This is a genomic window from Tatumella sp. JGM118 (genome assembly GCF_018257515.1).
GTDB classification, from domain to species: Bacteria; Pseudomonadota; Gammaproteobacteria; order Enterobacterales; family Enterobacteriaceae; genus Tatumella; species Tatumella terrea.
Map to the genome: position 1 here is coordinate 165,539 of NZ_JAERJR010000003.1, position 21,689 is coordinate 187,227.

The 21,689-nt window shown below is 52.9% G+C and carries 20 protein-coding genes and 1 other annotated feature; of the genes, 7 read left to right on the top strand and 13 right to left on the bottom strand.

The genetic code is table 11. From position 1 onward, the window contains the following. Positions 1–20 precede the first annotated feature (20 nt). The 3 genes from JK223_RS04875 to tal form a co-directional block, all read right to left on the bottom strand. A complete protein-coding gene (locus JK223_RS04875) occupies positions 21–1,316 on the bottom strand; it encodes an MFS transporter (protein WP_212713097.1) in 1,296 nt (431 codons plus the stop codon). A gap of 116 nt (positions 1,317–1,432) precedes the next feature. Beyond that, complete coding sequence (mog, locus tag JK223_RS04880; protein ID WP_212713098.1) at positions 1,433–2,020, bottom strand: molybdopterin adenylyltransferase; 588 nt, start codon at positions 2,018–2,020, stop codon at positions 1,433–1,435. 97 nt (positions 2,021–2,117) lie between these two features. Then, positions 2,118–3,071, bottom strand: a complete 954-nt coding sequence (gene tal, locus JK223_RS04885) for a transaldolase (protein WP_212713099.1) — start codon at positions 3,069–3,071, stop codon at positions 2,118–2,120. A 261-nt stretch (positions 3,072–3,332) separates the two neighbouring features. Here tal and yaaA point away from each other — a divergent pair, with 261 nt between their 5' ends. Next, positions 3,333–4,106, top strand: a complete 774-nt coding sequence (yaaA, locus tag JK223_RS04890) for a peroxide stress protein YaaA (RefSeq protein ID WP_212713100.1) — start codon at positions 3,333–3,335, stop codon at positions 4,104–4,106. Between the two features lie 69 nt (positions 4,107–4,175). On the opposite strand, the gene thrC is transcribed toward yaaA, so the two are convergent. The 5 genes from thrC to JK223_RS04915 form a co-directional block, all read right to left on the bottom strand. Continuing rightward, positions 4,176–5,471: a threonine synthase gene (gene thrC / locus JK223_RS04895; protein ID WP_212713101.1), complete on the bottom strand. Its 1,296-nt coding sequence runs from the start codon at positions 5,469–5,471 to the stop codon at positions 4,176–4,178. A 3-nt stretch (positions 5,472–5,474) separates the two neighbouring features. Continuing rightward, positions 5,475–6,404 carry a homoserine kinase gene (gene thrB / locus JK223_RS04900; protein WP_212713102.1) on the bottom strand — a complete coding sequence of 310 codons (930 nt, stop codon included), beginning with the start codon at positions 6,402–6,404 and terminating at the stop codon, positions 5,475–5,477. 2 nt (positions 6,405–6,406) lie between these two features. Beyond that, positions 6,407–8,869, bottom strand: a complete 2,463-nt coding sequence (thrA, locus tag JK223_RS04905; RefSeq protein ID WP_212713103.1) for a bifunctional aspartate kinase/homoserine dehydrogenase I — start codon at positions 8,867–8,869, stop codon at positions 6,407–6,409. A gap of 25 nt (positions 8,870–8,894) precedes the next feature. Further along, positions 8,895–9,013, bottom strand: a sequence feature (Thr leader region). Then, positions 8,952–9,020 (bottom strand): thr operon leader peptide, encoded by a 69-nt coding sequence (gene thrL, locus JK223_RS17110; protein WP_212713216.1) that lies wholly within the window; start codon positions 9,018–9,020, stop codon positions 8,952–8,954. It overlaps the preceding feature by 62 nt. Before the next feature lie 201 nt (positions 9,021–9,221). Continuing rightward, positions 9,222–9,908, bottom strand: a complete 687-nt coding sequence (locus JK223_RS04915) for a tRNA/rRNA methyltransferase (RefSeq protein ID WP_212713104.1) — start codon at positions 9,906–9,908, stop codon at positions 9,222–9,224. Between the two features lie 557 nt (positions 9,909–10,465). Here JK223_RS04915 and arcA point away from each other — a divergent pair. Continuing rightward, positions 10,466–11,185: a two-component system response regulator ArcA gene (arcA, locus tag JK223_RS04920; protein WP_212713105.1), complete on the top strand. Its 720-nt coding sequence runs from the start codon at positions 10,466–10,468 to the stop codon at positions 11,183–11,185. A gap of 71 nt (positions 11,186–11,256) precedes the next feature. Here the strand turns inward: arcA and creA are convergent, their stop codons facing one another. Further along, positions 11,257–11,760 carry a protein CreA gene (gene creA, locus JK223_RS04925; protein ID WP_371813066.1) on the bottom strand — a complete coding sequence of 168 codons (504 nt, stop codon included), beginning with the start codon at positions 11,758–11,760 and terminating at the stop codon, positions 11,257–11,259. A 191-nt stretch (positions 11,761–11,951) separates the two neighbouring features. On the opposite strand from creA, the gene robA reads away from it, so the two are divergent. Then, entirely contained in the window at positions 11,952–12,839 is an 888-nt protein-coding gene (gene robA, locus JK223_RS04930) for an MDR efflux pump AcrAB transcriptional activator RobA (protein ID WP_212713107.1), read from the top strand. A 63-nt stretch (positions 12,840–12,902) separates the two neighbouring features. On the opposite strand, the gene gpmB is transcribed toward robA, so the two are convergent. After that, positions 12,903–13,547 (bottom strand): 2,3-diphosphoglycerate-dependent phosphoglycerate mutase GpmB, encoded by a 645-nt coding sequence (gpmB, locus tag JK223_RS04935; protein ID WP_212713108.1) that lies wholly within the window; start codon positions 13,545–13,547, stop codon positions 12,903–12,905. 58 nt (positions 13,548–13,605) lie between these two features. Here gpmB and yjjX point away from each other — a divergent pair, with 58 nt between their 5' ends. Continuing rightward, positions 13,606–14,136, top strand: a complete 531-nt coding sequence (yjjX, locus tag JK223_RS04940) for an inosine/xanthosine triphosphatase (protein WP_212713217.1) — start codon at positions 13,606–13,608, stop codon at positions 14,134–14,136. A gap of 3 nt (positions 14,137–14,139) precedes the next feature. Here the strand turns inward: yjjX and trpR are convergent, their stop codons facing one another. Together trpR and sltY are read right to left on the bottom strand one after the other, a co-directional pair. Then, entirely contained in the window at positions 14,140–14,451 is a 312-nt protein-coding gene (gene trpR / locus JK223_RS04945; protein ID WP_212713109.1) for a trp operon repressor, read from the bottom strand. Between the two features lie 44 nt (positions 14,452–14,495). Beyond that, positions 14,496–16,415, bottom strand: a complete 1,920-nt coding sequence (gene sltY, locus JK223_RS04950; protein WP_212713110.1) for a murein transglycosylase — start codon at positions 16,413–16,415, stop codon at positions 14,496–14,498. A gap of 404 nt (positions 16,416–16,819) precedes the next feature. Here sltY and JK223_RS04955 point away from each other — a divergent pair, with 404 nt between their 5' ends. From JK223_RS04955 to ettA, 3 genes are all read left to right on the top strand, one after another. Next, the gene (locus tag JK223_RS04955; RefSeq protein ID WP_212713111.1) at positions 16,820–17,404 is read left to right on the top strand and encodes a TetR/AcrR family transcriptional regulator; all 585 of its coding nucleotides are present in this window, start codon (positions 16,820–16,822) and stop codon (positions 17,402–17,404) included. Further along, positions 17,401–18,345 carry a DMT family transporter gene (locus JK223_RS04960; protein ID WP_212713112.1) on the top strand — a complete coding sequence of 315 codons (945 nt, stop codon included), beginning with the start codon at positions 17,401–17,403 and terminating at the stop codon, positions 18,343–18,345. The genes JK223_RS04955 and JK223_RS04960 overlap by 4 nt, the downstream gene beginning before the upstream one ends. Positions 18,346–18,513: 168 nt before the next feature. Continuing rightward, positions 18,514–20,181 carry an energy-dependent translational throttle protein EttA gene (gene ettA, locus JK223_RS04965; RefSeq protein WP_212713113.1) on the top strand — a complete coding sequence of 556 codons (1,668 nt, stop codon included), beginning with the start codon at positions 18,514–18,516 and terminating at the stop codon, positions 20,179–20,181. Positions 20,182–20,389: 208 nt separating this feature from the next. Here ettA and nadR read toward each other — a convergent pair whose 3' ends face one another. Further along, positions 20,390–21,649: a multifunctional transcriptional regulator/nicotinamide-nucleotide adenylyltransferase/ribosylnicotinamide kinase NadR gene (gene nadR, locus JK223_RS04970; RefSeq protein ID WP_212713114.1), complete on the bottom strand. Its 1,260-nt coding sequence runs from the start codon at positions 21,647–21,649 to the stop codon at positions 20,390–20,392. Positions 21,650–21,689: the final 40 nt, after the last annotated feature.

Sequence of the window (21,689 nt, forward strand, 5' to 3'; positions counted from 1 at the left end):
TTTCAGATCTGCCGCCTGGTTTACGCCGTTTGCGGTAACGTTTCTCCGCGACTGCGCCGACAGAGATAACCGCCAATTATTGCCCCCATGACACACAGACTGACCATGTATACGCAGGGTGCCATCGGCGTCAGGCGTAACGCCAGCGTCACAATGACCGGCGTCAGGCCGCCAAAAATGGCATACGACAGATTATAGGCCAGTGAAATTCCGCTGAAGCGTACGGCGGGCGGGAACGCCCTCACCATCACAAACGGAACAATCCCTACCGTTCCGACACTCAGCCCCAGCAACCCATAAACCGGTAACAGATATTGTGGGTATCGCGCCGTCACGGTGAAAAATACCCAGGTCATCAGCGCCAGAAATGCGCACCCGGCAATCAGGCAAGGCCCGGCTCCGTAACGATCGACCAGCACTCCGGCCAGCAGACACCCGGCAAGAAGCATCAGTGTGGCAACGCTGTTGGCCTGCAAACTGACCACAGCCGGGATGTGATACATCTTCTGCATCAGTGCCGGAGCCATCAGGATCAGTACTACCAGCGCACCGGACAATAGCCAGGTCAGTAACACCGACACCATCAGACTCTTACGATGATCGCGGATCACTCCCTGTAAAGGCAGCGATTCAGCCAGCGCTTTTTGTTGTTGCATCTGCTTAAACACCGGGGTTTCCTGCAGCCAGCGGCGCAGGAAAAGCGCCACGAATCCGAACACGCCCCCCAGCAGAAACGCCAGACGCCATCCGACAGAGGCCACCTGCTGAGGTGTCATATGCCGGTTAATTTCACCGGCCACCAGCGACCCAAGTAAAATTCCGACGGTGAGACCGGCGGTCAGGGTTCCGCAGGCTATCCCGGTACGTTTTTCCGGCACATGCTCGGCCACAAATACCCAGGCACCGGGGACTTCACCGCCGATAGCCGCGCCCTGTAAAAGACGCATCAGTAACAGTAACAACGGAGCGGCCAGGCCAAGTACGTCGTAGGAAGGTAACAGCCCCATCGCCAGTGTCGGCAAGGCCATCAGTAAAATGCTCAGGCTGAACATTTTTTTACGGCCCAGAATATCGCCGAAATGCGCCATGATGATGCCGCCCAACGGCCTGGCCAGGTAACCTGCCGCAAAGATCCCGAAGGTCTGTACCTGCCGCAGCCATTCAGGAATATCCGCGGGGAAAAAGAGTTCGCCAATGACGGCGGCAAAAAAAACGAAAATGATAAAATCGTAAAATTCCAGTGCTCCGCCCAGGGCGGCCAGCAGCAAGGTCTTATAGTCCTGAGTATTCAGGGGTCTTGCAGCGTGTTTTTCCATGTTAAGTCGTCTTTTCAGAGGTCCGGTGACGTTATTGTTGTAAATCCGTCATTACTATATCGTCAATATTTTGATACACCAGTAGCCCTGAATTTTCCACTTAAAAAACACGATATTTAGTCGTTTATCTCACGCCTTGCGCTTTTAGGACGGAATGATGCTACCACGTCGGGATGAGTCTCCACATAAGGCCCCTCGAGCAACTGTAAACAATACGGTACACTTGCAAAGATCCCGGGCACACGGACATGGCCGGCGTCATCTTTCAGCCCTTCCAGAGTTTCTTTGATCGATTTTGGCTGCCCCGGTAAGTTCAGGATCAGTGACTGCTGACGGATAACGGCCGTTTGTCGTGACAAAATGGCGGTGGGAACAAAATGAAGGCTTATCTGGCGCATCTGTTCACCAAAGCCAGGCATGACACGATCCCCCACCGACAGGGTCGCTTCCGGTGTGACATCACGCAGTGCCGGTCCGGTCCCGCCGGTCGTCAGCACCAGTTGACAATGATATTCATCAACCAGTTCACATAAGGTCTGTTCGATCACTGACTGTTCGTCAGGGATCACCCGGCTTTCCAGCACAAAAGGCGTGGCCATCGCCTGACCCAGCCAGTCAGACAGCGCAGGAATGCCCTGGTCCTGATAAAGGCCCTGTGAGGCACGATCAGAGACCGACACCAGTCCGATTCGTAGAGTATTCATGATAATTCACTTTATATTGAGACTGTCGAAACAGTAAAAGCGGCAGGCAGGAAGTAATAGCCCGCAACACGCAACGTGTCGCGGGAGAGAGGAAAGATTACAGCAGGTCTGCAATCATTTTTTCCAGTTTGCCCTGGTCCAGAGCGAAGTTGCGAATACCCTGAGCCAGTTTGTCGATAGCCATCGGATCCTGGTTGTGCTCCCACAGGAATTCAGCTTCGGTCATTTTTTCAGGACGGGCTGACACTTCACCGCTGTAACTCAGTTTACGTTCAACTTCACCCTGAGTTTCAGACAGTTCTTTCAGCAGTGCCGGAGAAATTGTCAGACGGTCGCATCCGGCCAGTTCAATAATCTCACCGGTGTTACGGAAGCTGGCACCCATGACCACAGTCTCATAACCGTGTTGCTTGTAATAGTCATAAATCTCGGTCACAGAAACAACGCCCGGATCTTCCTGAGGGGCATACTCTTTCTTATCGGTGTTAGCTTTGTACCAGTCCAGAATACGGCCAACAAACGGAGAGATCAGGAATACACCCGCTTCTGCGCAGGCACGGGCCTGAGCGAAAGAGAACAACAGCGTCAGGTTACAGTTGATACCTTCTTTCTCCAGCTGCTCGGCAGCACGGATGCCCTGCCAGGTCGATGCCAGCTTGATAAGAATACGGTCATTGCTGATACCCGCATCATTGTACAGCTTGATCAGGCTATGAGCCTTAGCAATACTCGCTTCGGTATCGTAAGAAAGACGTGCGTCAACTTCTGTTGAGATACGGCCAGGAATTAATTTCAGAATTTCCAGACCGATGTTTACCGCCAGCTTGTCGGAAGCAAAAGCAATCTGCTGCTCTTTATCATTGCTTTGTTTACGCGCCCACTCGATAGCTTCATCGATCAGTTTACGGTATTCAGGGATCTGTGCAGCATTCAGGATCAGTGAAGGGTTAGTGGTTGCATCCTGTGGCTGGTAGAGTTTCATTGCTTCGATATCACCGGTATCGGCTACAACGGTGGTGATCTTGCGCAGTGATGAAAGTTTGTCCGTCATGTTTTGCTTCTCTTCTGTTGTACTGTCAGTGTAAAAAGCCTCTCCGGATAATATCACGCACTTGCTGAGGCGCAAGGCCGCCCCGGATAAACAGCCGTGAAATAATGCCGTGCGGATAGCCTCTCAGGCCTGCTGAAATGCCGGCAGACCTGTTAACCATAGCCCGGAGGAATAGTAACGATTGATCAATCCGTGCAACTTTTTTGTTAAACTCCGGCTATCAGCTATCGCCTGCGGGCCTGAAATCAAGAGGAATGGTAAATGTTAATGGTGATATCCCCGGCGAAAACGCTGGATTATGAAAGCCCGTTGGCCACTGAGAAATATACACAGCCAGAACTGCTCGCCGCATCGCAGCAACTTATCGATATCGCCCGCCAGCTAAGCCCGGCACAAATAGCCTCCCTGATGAGTATCAGCGATAAACTGGCGCACCTGAATGCCGAACGCTTTAACGACTGGCAGGCAGACTTTACCCCTGACAATGCCCGCCAGGCGATTCTGGCCTTTAAAGGTGATGTGTATACCGGGCTGGATGCCGGGACGCTGGAAGAAGATGATTTCACCTTTGCACAGCAACATCTGCGGATGCTTTCCGGTCTGTACGGCGTGTTACGACCACTCGATCTGATGCAGCCTTACCGTCTGGAAATGGGGATTAAACTATCAAATCCGCAAGGTAAAGACCTCTACAGTTTCTGGGGAGATAGGCTGACGAAAGTGCTGAACGACGCTCTGGCCGATCAGGGTGACGATGTGCTGGTTAACCTGGCCTCCGATGAATATTTCAAAGCGGTGAAGCCGGGCAGCCTGAAAGGCCGGATTGTGAAACCGGTATTCCTGGATGAAAAGAATGGCAAGTTTAAGGTGATTAGCTTCTACGCGAAAAAAGCCCGCGGACTGATGACCCGCTACATTATCCGCAACCGTCTGAGCTCGGTTGAACAGCTTAAGGCCTTTGATACCGATGGGTATTTCTATGATGAAGCGGGCAGCAGTGCAGATGAACTGGTCTTCAAACGTCACGAACAATAAGTAAACCTGCGTGACCTGCCCGGCCACCGGTGACGACAGCGGGTCTGACGACCCGCCGGCGGTAACACCTTATTCCGCTGAGTTACCGGTCAGGAAGCGTCTCAGCGCAGCAAAATCTGCGGGTAAGGTCTCAGATAACAGCGGCAGCTCTGCACGTTCTGCCAGCTCTGCCGGCAGTGGCAGTGTCTGCTGCAGGATCTCTTCCACGCTTTCCTTAAATTTCGCGGGATGGGCCGTCCCCAGGAACAGGCCATACTCGCCGTCCTGTAACTGATCACGCAGAACCCGCCAGGCGATGGCCGCATGGGGTTCAGAAATATAGCCTTCTGCAGCCAGGTCACGTACCGCCGCCCGGGTTTGCTCATCACTGAGCGCACCGTATCCCAGTTCATTCAGCTGCCACGATTTACGGCGGAACAACTCCTCAACACGCGGCCAGTTGTTCGGCTGGCTGACATCCATCGCGTTCGATAAGGTGGCTACCGTTTTATGAGGTGTCCAGTCGCCACTGCTCAGAAAACGCGGAACCGTATCATTGGCATTGGTGGCTGCGATAAAACGCTTCACCGGCAGCCCCAGGCTCTTCGCCAGCAAACCTGCGGTCAGATCCCCGAAGTTGCCGCTGGGGACTGAGATCACCAGTTGATTGCGTTTTTCCTGAGGCAACTGGGCGACGGCTTCAAAGTAGTAGCATATCTGCGCCAGTAACCGGCTGATATTGATCGAGTTCGCTGAGTTCAGGCCGATGGCCTGTTTCAGTTCCTGATCATCAAATGCCTGTTTGACCAGCGCCTGGCAGTCATCAAAATCGCCTTCAATGGCGATAGTCCGGATATTTCCTCCCAGCGTACAGAACAGCTTCTCCTGCAGCGGGCTGATTTTCCCCTGCGGATAGAGGATCACGACATTAATGTTTTCCATACCATAAAATGCATGGGCCACAGCCGCACCGGTATCACCGGAGGTGGCGGTCAGAATAGTGATTTTTTCATCACTGCTTTTGCTTAACGCCAGCATCTGCGCCATAAAACGGCCGCCAAAGTCTTTAAATGCCAGCGTCGGCCCATGAAACAGTTCCAGACATGCCACATCGTCAGAAACCGTCTGTACCGGGGCTCCGAAAGTAAAGGCCGCGTTGATACGGGCTGCCAGTTCCTGTTCAGGGATTTCATCGCCGATAAACGCCGACAGGATCTTGCTGCTGCGGCTGACAAAATCCATCTCCAGCAGCTGGTCTATCTCTGTCAGTTCAAACTCAGGGAGTTCGTTAGGAAAGAACAGCCCCTGCTGTGAGCCAAGCCCCTGCTTTACGGCCTGAGTAAAACTGACCTGCTCGTTATGATCTTTCAGATTATATAATTTCATTGCTTATCCCAGTTTTCGTGCGCCGGTCGTATCAAGACGGCAAATATGTACAAAGCCTTCATCGTTCTGCAGGTAGTTCTGCTGCAACCATTGGCGGGCTTGTTCAGCCACTTCCTGCGTGTCACAGACGGCGAACAATGTCGGACCCGATCCGGAGATACCGCAGGCCAGTGCGCCTAATCCGGTGACGGCCTGACGCGCCTGTGCAAACCCTGGCAAAAGTCCGGCACGATACGGTTCGGCCATGACATCTTTCATCAGGCTTGCCGCCAGTTGAGGCTGTCGGGTATGGCAGGCATGGATAAACCCGGAAAGCATACGTCCATGGGTAATACAGTCAGATTTACTGTACGTCGCCGGTAAAATGGCACGGGCTTCCGCTGTCGACACCTTGATCCCCGGATAGGCCATGACCCAGTACCACTCCTCAAAGCACGGTACCGGCTGACAGGTGATCCCCGCGGATTCCAGCATCAGCTGTAGACCGCCGAGGAAACAGGGAGCCACATTGTCAAAATGGACACTGCCGGAGACGCGGCCTTCCAGTTCGCCCATCAGCGCCAGCAGGCGATTATCATCAAGAGGCTTACCGCAAAACTCATTCATTGCCATCAGTCCGGCAACCACCGAACAGGCACTGGAGCCGAGACCGGAGCCGATAGGCATATTTTTTTCCAGCACCATTTTTACCGGAACTTCGCGGCCGATTTCCTGGCAAAAACGTTGCCAGCATTGATAAACAATATTTTCCTTCGGATCAGCCGGGAGCTTTGCCACAAACTTTCCGCGGTTTTCGAGGCTGAAGACATCCGCTGTTTCGACGGTGACGCAGTCCCCCAGTAAGGTACCATCCACCGGAGAGACCGCGGCCCCCAGAACATCAAAACCGACACTGACATTGCCGATAGAGGCCGGTGCGTAAACTTTTACCATGATCAGACTCCCAGCTTCCACGACAGAGTTCTCAATAAATCTGCAAATACACCGGCTGCAGTCACATCATTTCCTGCACCGTACCCGCGCAGAACAAGCGGGATCGGCTGATAATAACGGCTGTAGAAAGCCAGCGCATTTTCACCATTCTTCACTTTATAGAGCGGGTCGTTGTTATCGACCGCAGCAATTTTCACGCTGCATTGCCCCTGCTCATCGATAGCGCCGACAAAACGTAATACCTTACCTTCTTCACGCGCCTCACTGACGCGGGCAGCAAAGGTGGCATCCAGTTCCGGCAGACGACGCATAAACTCTTCCGTATCCGTCAGATCCGTTAACGCCTGCGGCAGAACGGCTTCGATAGCAATATCACTCAGTTCCAGCGACATTCCGGCCTCACGGGCCAGAATTAATAACTTACGGGCGACATCCATGCCGGAAAGATCATCACGCGGATCCGGCTCAGTAAACCCGAGCTCACGGGCCTTACGGGTGGCTTCGGACAGCGTGACGCCGTCGTCGAGCATACCGAAAATATAAGAGAGCGAACCGGACAGAATGCCGTCGAACTTAATCAGCTCATCCCCGGCATTCAGCAGGTTTTGCAGGTTTTCGATCACCGGTAATCCGGCACCGACATTGGTATCGTACAGGAACTTACGACGCGACTTTTCAGCCGCCGTGCGTATTTCCTGATAGTACTCGCGGGAAGAGGTATTCGCTTTCTTATTCGGCGTCACCACATGGAAACCTTCACCCAGGAAATCCGCATACTGATCGGCCATTGACTGGCTGGAGGTACAATCCACAATCACCGGATTCAGCAGGTGATACTCCTTCGCCAGTCGTGTCAGGCGCTCCAGTGAGAAGACCTCTTTTGCCCCCGATAATTGTTCCTGCCAGTTATCCAGCGGGATACCATGCACATTGGTCAGCATGGCCCGCGAATTAGCGATACCACAGACCCGCAGATCAATATGTTTATTCTTCAGCCACTTCTGCTGGCGATGCAACTGTTCCAGCAAGGCACCGCCCACACCGCCGGTACCGACCACAAACACTTCAATGACCTGGTCGGTGGCAAATAACATCTGATGGACGACTCTGACGCCGGTCGTGGCATCCTCATTGCTGACCACCACCGAAATGGAGCGTTCCGACGACCCCTGGGCAATCGCAACAATATTAATGTTAGCCCGCGCCAGTGCGGCAAAGAACCTGGCGGAGATCCCACGCAGCGTGCGCATTCCATCGCCGACCACCGAGATGATGGCCAGTTTTTCGATAACGTCCAGCGGCTCTAATAGCCCGTCTTTCAGTTCCAGATAGAACTCATCTTCCAGCGCCCGGCGGGCCGCCAGCATCTCGTTTTGAGGAACACAAAAACTGATACTGTATTCAGAGGACGATTGGGTAATTAAAACCACCGAGATCCCTTTACGGGACATGACCGCAAACACCCGGGCGGCCATACCCACCATCCCTTTCATTCCGGGACCGGAGACATTAAACATCGCCATATTATTCAGGTTAGTGATCCCTTTGACCGGTGTGTTGTCATCCCCGGCATTTCCCGAAATCAGGGTGCCCGGGGCGGAAGGGTTGGCTGTGTTTTTAATAATGCAGGGGATCTGGAAACGGGCGATAGGGGTGATGGTCCGGGGGTGAAGCACTTTAGCACCAAAGTAGGACAGTTCCATCGCTTCCTGGTACGACATCGAGGTCAGTAATCTGGCATCCGGTACCTGACGCGGATCACAGGTATAGACCCCGTCGACATCTGTCCAGATTTCACAACAGTCTGCCCGCAAACACGCAGCCAGCACCGCCGCAGAATAATCAGAACCATTGCGTCCCAGCACGACCAGTTCACCCTGTTCGTTGCCGGCGGTGAAGCCCGCCATCAGAATAAAGTGATCCGCCGGGATTTGGCTGGCAGCAATACGGCGGGTGGATTCGGTAATATCCACCGTGGATTCAAGGTAACCACCGATGGCCAGTAACTTTTCAACCGGATCAATCACCGTAACACGATGGCCCCGGGCCTGTAATAACGCCTGCATAATGGCAATCGAGAGTTTTTCACCGGTACAGATGACCGCAGCATTGACGCTGTCCGGGCATTGTCCCAGTAAGGTAATCCCGTGGATAACGTGCTGTAAACGGGCAAATTCAGTTTCAAGGAATTGTGTGAGTGCTGCCAGATCGAACCCCGGCTGTGCCACCGATAACTCTTTCAGCAGAGTGTCAAAAATGTGTCGGGCATCCTGCAGATTGGCGGACGCATCCTGCCCGGAAATCGTCTTCTCTATTAACGCGACTAAGTGGTTAGTAATTCTGGCCGGTGCAGAGAGAACTGTCGCAACCTGCTCCTGTTTTGCATTATTTTCCAGTATGTCGACAACGCGCATAAACCGCTCGGCATTGGCAACGGAGGTTCCGCCAAATTTCAACACTCGCATGATTCACTAACTCCTGAATTTACGCCAAAAAAAAGCCCGCACCTGATGGGGTGCGGGCTTTTTCATTTTTTCCTGTTATGCGTCAGCCCGCACCGTTACCTGTGGTAATGGTGATGGTAATAATAGTAATGTTCAGGCTGTAGTTACGCATGTATTTTCTGTCTGCTTTGCATTTAATCTGTCTGCTTTCAGAAGTAAAACAAACTGCCCTCTAAGTCAATAAATTTATCATATTCACCGCTTTTTCCCGGCACTTTAATGCTCGGCACATTCAGTAAAATTCCGTACGATCCGTAAACTCTGCCGCCAGATGACAACATCAGCCGCTGCTAAAAGGAAGTTAAACAGCCATTTACTCTGTCAGTTTTTTTTCGATATCGTGCAGCAAGCGATGTAACATTGCACTGTCTCTTTGTTCCAGCAATCCCAGTCGCTGATCCAGCCAGTCTGTCATTTTCAGGTCATCACTGACATCCAGACGTTCCAGCAATTGATGAAGACGCGCACGCAGTGCCTGTAACTGCTGAGGGTCCGCCGTTGCATGACGGGGCGCAGAAACCTGCATCAGGGAAGAGAACTGATAACAAAGTACCATGACTGCCTGACCGAGGTTGAGGGAGGGATAGTCCACGGCCATCGGAATACCGGTCAGCAGATCGGCCAGAGCCAGTTCATCATTGGTCAGGCCACTCTCTTCACAACCGAAAATCAGGGCCAGACGCCCTGCCCATTGCTGCTTCTCTTTCAGTAAGACTTCTGCCTGCTGCGGGGTGGCGTAATAGCGAAATTTTGCTCTGCTGCGGGCGGTGGTTGCCACGGAGAAGTCCACGTCGGCCAGCGCAGACGCAAGATCCGGAAACGGACGAACATTATCAAGGATCTCCGTCGCACCATGTGCCACGCGGTAAGCCGCAGGATCCTGCCAGACGTCGCTGTTCACAATGCGTAATTCGCTAAACCCCATGGTTTTCATCGCGCGGGCCGCAGCCCCCACATTTTCGGGTCTGGCCGGTGAGACTAAAATAACAGGAAAGGACATTTCATTACCTTATCGATGGGTATAGACGGGACAAGCCTGAAGACTTTATGCGCCAGATAACGGTCTATTTTAACCGGCTGGCGGGGCAGAATTCATGCCTGACAGAGAATAAGCGAAGTTAAATTCATTTTTACTATTTAATTACAATAAGTTATATGTAAAAATCCCCGAAATACCCGTCAGACCCCGCCGGTATGTGAATTATTTAGCGATTTATCCTATGAGAGATAAAAAAGAGATATTTTTCACACAAGTGTTAACGTGCTACACTCAGTTTTGATATAAGTCAACGAAGCGTTTTTATTTGCTTCCTGAATGTTGTTGGTGCTGTTAGCTGGCTGTTAAAGCGGTTAGGATGAAAACAGAGAAAGACCCGTTTCGGCGCATACAGACAGATTGTGTTTAAGCTGAACCCGCCGTTAGCGTTATTCTGTGCTGCATCAAGAACAAAACGTCGTAAATTGGCAATGCAGACTCATAATACGTTAACCGATATCTCAGACATCAGCACTGTATGCCTTGTATCAATTTTGATGGCAAATTTTAGGTAGCAAAACATGCAGACCCCGCAAATTCTTATCGTCGAAGACGAGCTCGTAACCCGAAATACCCTGAAAAGTATTTTTGAAGCTGAAGGATACGTTGTATTCGAGGCGACTGATGGTGCCGAAATGCACCAGCTTTTGACTGACAACGATGTCAACCTGGTGATTATGGATATCAACCTGCCAGGTAAAAACGGACTGCTGCTGGCACGTGAATTACGGGAGCAAGCCAGTGTTGCGCTGATGTTCCTGACCGGACGTGACAACGAAGTCGACAAAATTCTGGGTCTGGAAATCGGTGCGGATGATTATATCACCAAACCGTTTAATCCGCGTGAGCTGACGATCCGTGCCCGCAACCTTCTGTCACGTACCATGAACCTGGCCGTGAGCACCGAAGAGCGTAAGCATGTAGAAAACTATCAGTTCAATGGCTGGACGCTGGATATCAATAGCCGTTCACTGATTAGCCCTCAGGGTGAGCAGTACAAGCTGCCGCGTAGCGAATTCCGCGCGATGCTGCATTTCTGTGAGAACCCGGGCAAAATTCAGACCCGCGCCGACTTGCTGAAAAAAATGACGGGCCGTGATCTGAAACCTCATGACCGGACGGTCGATGTGACTATCCGTCGTATCCGCAAACATTTTGAATCAAACGCGGATACCCCGGAAATCATCGCCACCATTCATGGTGAAGGCTATCGTTTTTGCGGTGAGTTAGAAGAACATTAATCCGCGGAAACCGGCTTTCTGAGGGCCTGACAGTGATGCTGTCAGGCCCTTTTTTATGACCTCCGGCGCTCTTAATGCCAGGGCATAATCGGAACCGCGCTAATCGCATTTTTCGGCGAGCCGTTAACCAGCTTGTCTGAATAGCTCATGTAAACCAGTGTATTTCTCTTTTTATCGTAAAAACGTACAACCTGCAGGCTCTTGAAAATCAGAGAAGTGCGTTTTTTAAACACGACATCTGACTTTCCGGGTTGAATAGTGTCGGATAATTCGACCGGCCCTACCTGCTGACAGGAGATAGCGGCATCGGAGGTATCTTCTGCCAATCCCAGACCGCCTTTGATACCACCGGTTTTCGCCCTGCTGATATAACATGTAACATTTTTAACATCTGGATCATCAAACGCTTCGATTACAATCTTGTGGTCAGGGCCTAACAGTTTGAAAACTGTGTCAACAGAACCGATTTCTTCCGCATGAACGACTCCCTGAAAAGCACAGAAAATGCAGCCAGCGGCGAGGAATTTGTTGGCAAAATACTGGAGTTTTTTGATTTTCATTAAGTTACCCGTTATTAGGTGATTACTGAATAATCAATATAAGGTTACTATTGATATCTTCAAGTGTTCCTTTTGTAGCACTGAATTATTGTAACAACAGGAAACGGTACCGGTGCGCCGCCCCTGTTTTTTTTGCATTTAATGCTATTCTTAGTTTGGCGTAGGTTGCTGACTTTTTGTGCCAACCAGGACTGTGAGGATGTAATATGGACCAAGCTGGTATCATTCGCGATTTGCTTGTCTGGCTGGAGAGCCATCTGGACCAACCCTTATCTCTGGATAATGTTGCGTTCAAGGCCGGATACTCAAAGTGGCATTTACAGCGGATGTTTAAAAATGTAACGGGGCATGCTATCGGCGCCTATATCCGGGCAAGACGTCTCTCTAAGGCAGCTGTCGCACTAAGGCTAACCAGTCGTCCTATTCTGGACATCGCTTTGCAATACCGTTTTGATTCTCAGCAGACATTCACCCGGGCGTTTAAAAAGCAGTTCAACCAGACGCCGGCAGGATATCGGCGGGCATCTGACTGGAACTCTTATGGTCTGCGCCCGCCTATCCGGATGGGGGAATTCTCCATGCCTCAGGCGACTTTTGTCACTCTGCCGGAAACCTCTCTGCTGGGCCAGACGCAAAGTTATAGCTGCACACTGGAACAAATCTCTGTCTACAGGGCGGAAATGCGCAGCCACTTCTGGCGTCAGTTTCTGCATGATACCGAATCCGCTCCGCGCATTCTTTATGGTTTGCATCAGGTCCGCTCCAGCATCGATAAAGAAGACGAGCAGGAGATTCTGTATACCACCGCGGTTCCGGACGACGACTCAGCCCGTAATCTGCAAACGGCACAAAAAATCACGCTTGAGGGCGGCGATTATGTGCAGTTTACTTATAAAGGGCCAAAGGAAAAACTGCAGGAGTTCATCCTGGTACTCTACAGTACCTGTATGCCAACCCTCGGTCTGACCCGTCGTGCCGGACAGGATATCGAACGCTTCTTTACGCGTGGCGGCAAACTGAGCCGGGAGGTCAACGTGGAAGTGCATTGCGAATATCTCATTCCTATTCGCAATCCGGGTGATCATAGCCGCTAAACTTCCGGGATTTCTCAGCGATTCCGCGCACTGTACCGCTGGGTCGTGATGAAATCCCGACGTCTACTGACTGGCATTCTCAGTGACCATTCCGAGATGTGCCACATCCCCTGCCGTTTCCACGATCCAGCCGTCTGCCAGCCAGGGACTGTGCTGAAAATCGACCCGCGACAAAGAACAGTTTCTCAGCCTGAGGCGTCTTTCGGCCCAGGCTGGCAGGCCAAGTAACGTATTAATCAGCGTGCCCAGCGCCATACCGTGGCTGACCAGTAAAGGGCGGCTTCCGGCAGGCAATTCCCGGCAGGCATCCAGCGCCTGTCGCATTCTGCTGGCGACTTCAGACATACTCTCACCCTGCGGGATACGCCCCTCACAGGTTCCGTCCACCAGCGACTGTCGCCAGCCTTCTTCTTCTGTGGTCAGTCCGCTCAGAATACGGGTTTCCAGCACCCCCATATTTAATTCCCTGAGGCGAGGATCTGTTTGTACTGAACACCCGATACACTCCGCGATGATAGCTGCGGTTTGCTGCGTACGTCCCAGATCACTGCTGATGATATGGGTGATCCCGTACGATTTCAGACGCTCTCCGACCTGCCTGGCCTGCTGCTCTCCCAGAGCGGTTAAAGGGCTATCACTCTGTCCCTGCAGGCGGCGTTCAGCATTCCATTGTGTTTCACCATGACGAACCAGAAAGACTTGTAGCATGTTACCTATCCATTATACTGAGGCAGATCCAGCCACTGCCCGAAGTGAGTTAACCATTATGTACCATGTTGTCGCCGCTACCCGCAACCCGGCAAAAATCAAAGCCATTACCGGGGCCTTCGCTGACGTTTTCGGCCCTGATCAGTGCCACATATCGGCGGCAGAAACTGAGAGTGGTGTAGCAGATCAGCCAATGAGTAGTCAGGAAACCCTGACGGGGGCACGCCAGAGGGTATTCAATGCGCGTCAGCAGCATCCGGAGGCTGATTTCTGGGTCGCGATAGAAGCCGGTATTGATGAAAATCAGACGTTTGGCTGGATTGTTATCGAAAACACTGCCACCCGGGCGGAATCCCGCTCGGCCAGTTTACCCCTGCCGTCCACGATTATGGATGCGCTCCGTCAGGGACAGGAACTGGGACATGTCATGGCCGGACTGACCGGTATTGAGAATATTAAGCAAAAGGGAGGCGCCATCAGTGTTATCACTGACGGCCTGCTGACACGCACGTCGGTATATCATCAGGCACTGTTACTGGCGCTGTGTTCGATGCAGCATCCGCTTTATCAGCAGGCGACGCTGCCATAACACTCAGAGTTTCGGCAGCAGGGTTTCGAGCCACTGACGCAGTTCCGCCGGCGACTCTTTCAGACTGTTCGAGCCACGGGTAATGGTAGCAATACCCACCCCCAGCTGATCTTTTAGCTGCCGCTGGCTCAGTTCACCCCGCATCAGCTCTTCAATTATCCGCAAACGTGTGGCTAATGCCTCACGCTCGTCCGGGGTCATCATTAACCGGAGCAGAGTTTCTGCTTGCTTATCATGCACTGCCTGTTGCAGCAGCATCACGAAACGTGACCAGTTAACTTCAAAATTTTCGTCCGCAGGTGCATCAGGCAGCATAGGAGACTTCCGTACTCGTTAATGAGTACGGAAGCATAGCACACTCAGTAGCGACGATTCCACTCCGGGTCCTGGATTATCTGATCAGGCTGGCCCAGGAAATAACGGTAATAGGCATCATAAGCCAGCACGTTTTTCACGTAGTTACGTGTTTCAGCAAACGGGATGGTTTCGATGAAGCCTACGGCATCCAGCTTACCGGCACTGACTGTCAGCCATTTACGTACCCGCCCGGGCCCTGCATTGTAGGCGGCAGATGCAAAGATACGGTTCTGGTCGAACTGACGATAGACATAATCCAGGTACTGCATCCCGATCTGAATATTCATCTGCGGGTCGAGCAACTGACTGCTGTTCACGTAATCGCTGACCGGGAACATTTTCACGGTATGTGCCGCCGTTCCCGGCATGACCTGCATTAAACCACTGGCGCCGACGGGGGAGCGGATTTTCGGGTTCCAGGCACTTTCCTGACGGGAAATCGCCATGGCGTAGCTTACAGGGATCGCTTTGCCTGCAGCGTACTTCTGGTAGTATTGCTGCCAGGCGAGCGGGAACCGCTCTTTCAGGCTGTCCCACATTTTTGCAGTAATGGTCGCCTGAACACTCAGATCCCACCAGTCCTGTTCGTCTGCGTAGCGTGCCAGCATTTGCTGCTCAGTGCGGGGTTTGCTGCGGATAAGGTTTGCCCATTCACTGCGGGCCAGGTTATCCATCCCCCAGTACATCAGTTCTCTGACCCGGGCAATTTCGGCCCCCTGAGTGATGGCGGTCGTCGGGGCCGGGGCCGGATCTATCGTTAAATGGTAAGGTACGCCCAGTTTTTGAGCGGCGACCATCGGATAAAACCCGCGTTGCTGCATCAGATCACGTAAAATCTGCTGCGCTTCCGGCTTATGCCCTTGCTCCAGCAGTAATTCTGCCTGCCAGTACTGCCATTCATCTTTCTGTTTCGCTTCTACCGGTAACCGGGCAATCCAGGTATTCAGCCCCCGGTGGTCATCATCTGAAATCGCCTGTCTGACCCGGCGCTCGATCAGAGCGGTCGAATCACTATCCATCACCACGTTATCACGCCAGCGCAGTTGTTCTGAGGTGATATCGGTGCCCATATATTGCCAGGCGACATCCTCCTTCAGATGCTGGACTTCCTCATCACTCATTTTCTGTTCAGAAGCCAGCACAGGGATCATCGCTCTCGCATTATCCGCATCCTGCCGGGCCAGCCTGGCAAACGCGATACGGGTAATTTCACGGCTGAAATCGGTGGGCGACACGGCACCGGCAAACAGGCTTAATCCCTGAGGGTTCTGTTGCAGCGCGCCAAGCGCCCCGGCCAGAGTGCCGTAATCGGCTGGCAGCATGGCAATTAACTTTCTTACCAATGCATCATTACCGTCATTGAAGGCTAATTCAATCCGTAGCAGCACGGACTGCGGGGAGAATGTGGTGGAGGATTGCCATGCCGTGAACAAAGCATCACAGCTTGAAGGCAGATTAGCCCCCGTCATCCACAGTTTCTTAGCACCTTCCCAGGCGATAGCTTGTTTACCGGTCGCCCAGTTGGCGTAATACCAGTTACACCGCGCCTGTACCGGGCCTGGCGGATTCGGACTGAAACTGATGATCCCCTGCCAGTCCTGACGGCGGGCAAGCTCATTGATAAAGCGGCCTTTCAGGCTATAAGAAGAAGGCAAAGTCGGGTACTGGTTAATAAAGTTGGTCACCGCCAGCGGGGTTTCCTGATCGAGATCCTGAGAGATCAGGCGGTATTCAAGGTACGGATAAAGCGGATAATCCTTCAGCGACGGCAGCAACTGATCAACCGTGTCCATCTGATTATTATCCCAGGCTTGTTTGATTTGCTGATAACGCAGGCGCTGCTGATCTAAGGAATCGGCCTGACTTATCCCTGCAATTCCCGTCAGACAGAGACCTAATACCCAGTTCTTCCACTTAATCACACTTCTCTCCTCTTGTCGCCTGGCGTTGAATACCGTATCACTGGCAGTCTTCCATGCTAACGGGTTGCCCCCTGACTTGCTATGGCTGGCTGAAAATTTACCCGGACTGACTCACAGAATAATTCTCCACGGAGGGCAATCATACTGAACAAATCTGCGGGATACAGGGGGAATTTATCGCCGGGCTGGCCGGGTCATCTTTAGTTATAGCACGTGTCGCACTCACTATAACGGGGAATCTCCCCGGTACGTTCCCCTGACGTGGCCGGTGTTGGTCGCCCCGCCATTTCCGGAACTCTCTGAATACCGCAAGGGTGTTCTGCTGCCGTTTTTTTTCTGACCGATCTCGATCCGGGAGAAAAAGTAAGTATACTGGTCTACCTACTTAACCCGAGGGCATTGCCATGACTGCGATACAGCGCGACAAACTTTCCGCCCATGACAAACTGATCAATGCGGCCCGTGTGCTGTTTTATAACTACGGGATCACCGCTACCGGGATTGATGCCATCGTAAAACGAGCCGGGGTAGCGAAAAAAAGTCTGTATAACAATTTCAGTTCAAAAGACGAACTGATTGCCGTCTATCTGACGGTACGGCATCAGGAGTGGCTGGATCTCTATCAGAAAAGGGCGGCGCGGGTCACCAACCCGCGGGAGGGAGTGATGGCGGTGTTTGACGCGTATGCGGATCATGCCGGGGTGGCTTATGAAGCCGGGTTCCGCGGCTGTGGACTGCTGAACGCAGCCGCCGAACTGCCCGCCGGCGCGCCCGGCCGGCAGGCTATCCGCCAGCATAAAGAGGAAGTGGAAGCAATACTGAACAGCCACCTTTGCCAGCTTGTTTCAGACCCGCAGCGCTGTCGTCTGCTGGCCCGCCATCTGGCTTTTCTGCTGGAGGGCAGTGCCTCCCGTGCCGGCCTGGAAGGTAACGGTGACTGTGTTCGTCAGGCGGGATCGATGGCGAAAGCCTTAATGGAGGCCTTATGAGCCAGTCCGATACCCGCACTCTGCCGGGGATAATGGCCGTCCTGATGGCTGCGATTCTGTGGGGCACGACCGGAACCGCGGCCACTTTCGCCACCGGTGTCAGCCCGCTGGCGATTGGTTCCGTCGCCATGGGGACCGGGGGGCTGCTGCAGGCCCTGATCGCATTACGTCCGGTACTGCGTCAGCGTCGGCGGATCGCCGGGAACTTCCGCTATTTACTGATCGGCGCTCTGGCTGTGGGTATCTATCCGCTGGCCTTTTACACCTCTATGCACAATGCCGGTGTCGCGGCAGGTACGGTCGTCTCCATCGGTTCAGCGCCTCTGCTTTCTGCCCTGATCGAATACGGGTTTGATAAGCACCCACTGAGCCGCCAGTGGACCCTCGGTGCCCTGACCGGCGTCGCCGGAATGGTGCTGTTATGTCTCGCAGAAAGCCATGCGGCGTCCGCAGGTAACGGCCTGCAAATCACGGTCGGGATCCTGCCCGGGCTGGTGGCCGGTTTTACTTATGCTCTCTATTCCTGGTCCGCCCGGCGGATGATGCAAAACGGGGTCAGCGCCAGCGCAGCCATGGGATCCACCTTTGGTGCCGGTGCCCTGCTGTTGCTGCCGGTATTGCTGTTCACCGGGGCGCCTTTGCTCGACAGCCGGATGAACACTGCCGTAGGGGCCTATATGGCGCTGGTCCCGATGTTTATTGGCTACCTTTGCTACGGCTATGGCCTGGCCCGCATCCGGGCCAGTACCGCCACCACCCTGACTCTGACGGAACCGGTCGTGGCTGCACTGCTCGCGGTCACTCTGGTCGGTGAACGACTGCCTTTCACTGGCTGGGCCGGGATCGGACTGATTCTGCTGTGTCTGCTGATCATCACCTTACCGGTGCAGCGCTGCTCTCTTTTCCGGCCGCGCGTCCCTCCGCGTACCGACCCGTTATAAGGCCGCTCTGCGGCCGGAGGGCTGTCTGCTGTACTCTTCCGTGCCACGGGTCAGCAGGCTATCTGATGGCGGACATTCAGCGACAGTGGGTGTGAATATGTCGTGAAAAAGGCTACACTTGCCGCCTGAATTCCTATGAACACTATGTATTAAAAGAGGCTCATTTCCGTGGCTCAATTCGTTTACAGCATGCATCGCGTGGGCAAAGTCGTCCCGCCGAAGCGTCACATACTGAAAAATATCTCTCTGAGTTTTTTCCCCGGCGCAAAAATCGGGGTTCTCGGTCTTAACGGTGCAGGTAAATCAACGCTGTTACGTATCATGGCCGGGATTGATACCGACATTGAAGGTGAGGCCCGCCCGCAGCCTGGCCTGAAAATCGGCTATCTGCCACAGGAACCTCAGCTGAATCCTGAACACACGGTACGTGAGTCCGTGGAAGAAGCGATGGCTGAAGTTGTCGGCGCCCTGAAACGTCTGGACGAAGTCTATGCGCTCTACGCCGAGCCGGAGGCTGATTTTGATAAACTGGCCGCCGAGCAGGGACGTCTGGAAGAGATCATCCAGGCGCACGATGGTCACAACATTAATACCCAGTTTGAACGTGCGGCGGATGCCCTGCGCCTGCCGGACTGGGATGCAAAAATTGCGAACCTCTCCGGGGGTGAACGTCGTCGTGTTGCACTGTGCCGTCTGCTGTTAGAAAAGCCGGATATGCTGTTGCTGGATGAACCGACGAACCACCTGGATGCAGAGTCTGTCGCCTGGCTGGAACGCTTCCTGCACGACTTTGAAGGTACCGTCGTTGCGATTACCCATGACCGTTACTTCCTGGACAATGTGGCGGGCTGGATCCTCGAACTGGACCGCGGTGAAGGGATCCCATGGGAAGGTAACTACTCCTCCTGGCTTGAGCAGAAAGATCAGCGTCTGGCCCAGGAGGCGTCATCTGAAGCCGCCCGCCGTAAGTCAATCGAGAAAGAGCTGGAATGGGTGCGTCAGGGAGCGAAAGGCCGTCAGTCTAAAGGCAAAGCGCGTCTGGCCCGTTTTGAAGAGCTGAACAGCGTCGATTATCAGAAACGTAACGAAACCAGCGAACTGTTTATCCCGCCAGGGGCTCGCCTGGGCGATAAGGTGATCGAAGTTGAACACCTGACGAAAAGCTACGGCGACCGCGTATTGATCGACGATCTCTCTTTCTCTGTACCAAAAGGAGCCATTGTCGGGATCATCGGTCCTAACGGTGCCGGTAAATCGACACTGTTCCGTATGCTTTCAGGCCAGGAGCAACCGGATTCCGGCTCTGTGACCCTGGGCGAGACGGTAAAACTGGCCTCGGTGGATCAGTTCCGTGATGCCATGGATAACAGTAAGACCGTCTGGGAAGAAGTGTCCGGGGGTCAGGACATTATGAAGATCGGCAACTTTGAAATGCCAAGCCGTGCCTACGTTGGCCGCTTTAACTTCAAAGGCACCGATCAGGGCAAACGCGTAGGCGAACTGTCCGGTGGTGAACGTGGCCGTCTGCACCTGGCAAAACTGCTGCAGGTCGGCGGTAACCTGTTGCTGCTGGATGAACCGACCAACGACCTGGACGTGGAAACCCTGCGTGCGCTGGAAAATGCGCTGCTCGAATTCCCGGGCTGCGCGATGGTTATTTCCCACGACCGTTGGTTCCTTGACCGTATTGCAACTCATATTCTGGATTATCAGGATGAAGGGAATGTTGCCTTCTTTGAAGGTAACTTCACCGAATATGAAGAGTACAAAAAACGTACCCTGGGTGCCGATGCACTGGAACCAAAACGTATCAAGTACAAGCGTATGACCAAGTAATTACCGGTTATTCCTGTAAAAAAGCCACCGGTGAATGCCGGTGGCTTTTTTTACGGGCATGACCCGTCCTGAAGAGGGTTGACACGTTCCGGACGTAAATCCGGAGAACGTGATGAGGACTGAGTTCAAATGCACCCAACGGGATTATCCTTTATCCCCTAATTCGACCTCGTTGAGCAGGCGAAAAAGGCGAAATCCCCCCTGCCCTTCAGGGTTTACGAATGACCGGGGGCTGTTCTGCCGGATGCTCCAGCATATGCTTCACCAACTCGATACAACGAAGAAAACGTGAGTCATAATCATCTTCCTCGACCCGGACATAATCGATATTATTCTCTGCCAGCATATCCAGTAACAGACCCTGAAACTCACGGCGATCCACCGAACTCCCCAGGCTACGTAAACCATCAGCGACCCAGGGCACATTATTTTCGAGCACGATCACCAAATCGAAGCGGTATTCATCGATCATCGCCTGCACAAAGGGATGTCGTCGCCCTTCATATTTAAGACAGAAAGCCTGAGTGGTCACGAAATCCGTATCAATAAAGGCGACCTTGTTTGCATATTTTACAGCAAAATCAATATATTGTGCCTGACCGAGGGCAATCTTATCGTAATCTGAATATTGCAGTGCAATCTCATCGCCCCCCAGATGTGAGAAGACATAATCACGCCCGTATTCCCATGCACTGGTGGTATTGAAGATATTCGCCAGCTTATTCACCAGCGTCGACTTACCGCTGGATTCGCCGCCCAGTAACGCCACCTTACGCACAAAGAATGGCTTCACTTCGGTAGGAATATATTCCCAGTAGCGGAAAGGATCCTGACGGATTTGCTTACCACTGATATTCATAAAAGAACGGTCCGGATCCACCAGGACTGATTGTATCGACAGATACTTCTCAAACATCGGCGCATCGGCCGCTTCACTGGTGTATACCCGGTCCGGGGTAATCCCGTGTTCCGACATGAAGTTGGTCATCCCGCGGCTCCAGACATCCCAGCCATGGGGGTACGGTTCCATTCCTTCTTCGTTAAAGGAATGAATCCGGATATTTTTCTGATATTTAAAGGTCTGAAGCAGCCAGCGCAGGCGATCGCTGGTGGTCGGCTGTTCTGACATGGCACTGTTTTCAAACAGCAGACGATCCCGCGGGTCATCGTGCCCCATGATGATGTGCAACTCATCGACCTGGCTGCAGGCACGCTGGATAAGATAGATATGACCGGTGTGTAGCGGATAAAACTTACCAAAAACTACCCCGACCGTCTTTTCCCGGCGGGGAAATTCCAGGCCAAGAAAACGGTGTAAGGCTTCCAGTTTACGGGCACTCGGGCTGTTAATTTTTGCATTAATCAGCTGACTGAGGTAGCCCTTGGTCATATCACAGGCATCGGCCACTTGTTGCAGTGTATGCCCCTGCTGGCGGATTGCCGTTTTTAAATAATCGTAAGTCGACATTCAGTGCCTCTTAACTATTCGCAGGCAGAGCGTGTCTGTC

Coding starts and splice junctions, on each gene's coding strand:
- JK223_RS04875 (WP_212713097.1), bottom strand. CDS start 1,316: ATGGAAAAACACGCTGCAAGACCCCTGAATACTCAGGACTATAAGACC.
- mog (WP_212713098.1), bottom strand. CDS start 2,020: ATGAATACTCTACGAATCGGACTGGTGTCGGTCTCTGATCGTGCCTCA.
- tal (WP_212713099.1), bottom strand. CDS start 3,071: ATGACGGACAAACTTTCATCACTGCGCAAGATCACCACCGTTGTAGCC.
- yaaA (WP_212713100.1), top strand. CDS start 3,333: ATGTTAATGGTGATATCCCCGGCGAAAACGCTGGATTATGAAAGCCCG.
- thrC (WP_212713101.1), bottom strand. CDS start 5,471: ATGAAATTATATAATCTGAAAGATCATAACGAGCAGGTCAGTTTTACT.
- thrB (WP_212713102.1), bottom strand. CDS start 6,404: ATGGTAAAAGTTTACGCACCGGCCTCTATCGGCAATGTCAGTGTCGGT.
- thrA (WP_212713103.1), bottom strand. CDS start 8,869: ATGCGAGTGTTGAAATTTGGCGGAACCTCCGTTGCCAATGCCGAGCGG.
- JK223_RS04915 (WP_212713104.1), bottom strand. CDS start 9,908: ATGTCCTTTCCTGTTATTTTAGTCTCACCGGCCAGACCCGAAAATGTG.
- arcA (WP_212713105.1), top strand. CDS start 10,466: ATGCAGACCCCGCAAATTCTTATCGTCGAAGACGAGCTCGTAACCCGA.
- robA (WP_212713107.1), top strand. CDS start 11,952: ATGGACCAAGCTGGTATCATTCGCGATTTGCTTGTCTGGCTGGAGAGC.
- gpmB (WP_212713108.1), bottom strand. CDS start 13,547: ATGCTACAAGTCTTTCTGGTTCGTCATGGTGAAACACAATGGAATGCT.
- yjjX (WP_212713217.1), top strand. CDS start 13,606: ATGTACCATGTTGTCGCCGCTACCCGCAACCCGGCAAAAATCAAAGCC.
- trpR (WP_212713109.1), bottom strand. CDS start 14,451: ATGCTGCCTGATGCACCTGCGGACGAAAATTTTGAAGTTAACTGGTCA.
- JK223_RS04955 (WP_212713111.1), top strand. CDS start 16,820: ATGACTGCGATACAGCGCGACAAACTTTCCGCCCATGACAAACTGATC.
- JK223_RS04960 (WP_212713112.1), top strand. CDS start 17,401: ATGAGCCAGTCCGATACCCGCACTCTGCCGGGGATAATGGCCGTCCTG.
- nadR (WP_212713114.1), bottom strand. CDS start 21,649: ATGTCGACTTACGATTATTTAAAAACGGCAATCCGCCAGCAGGGGCAT.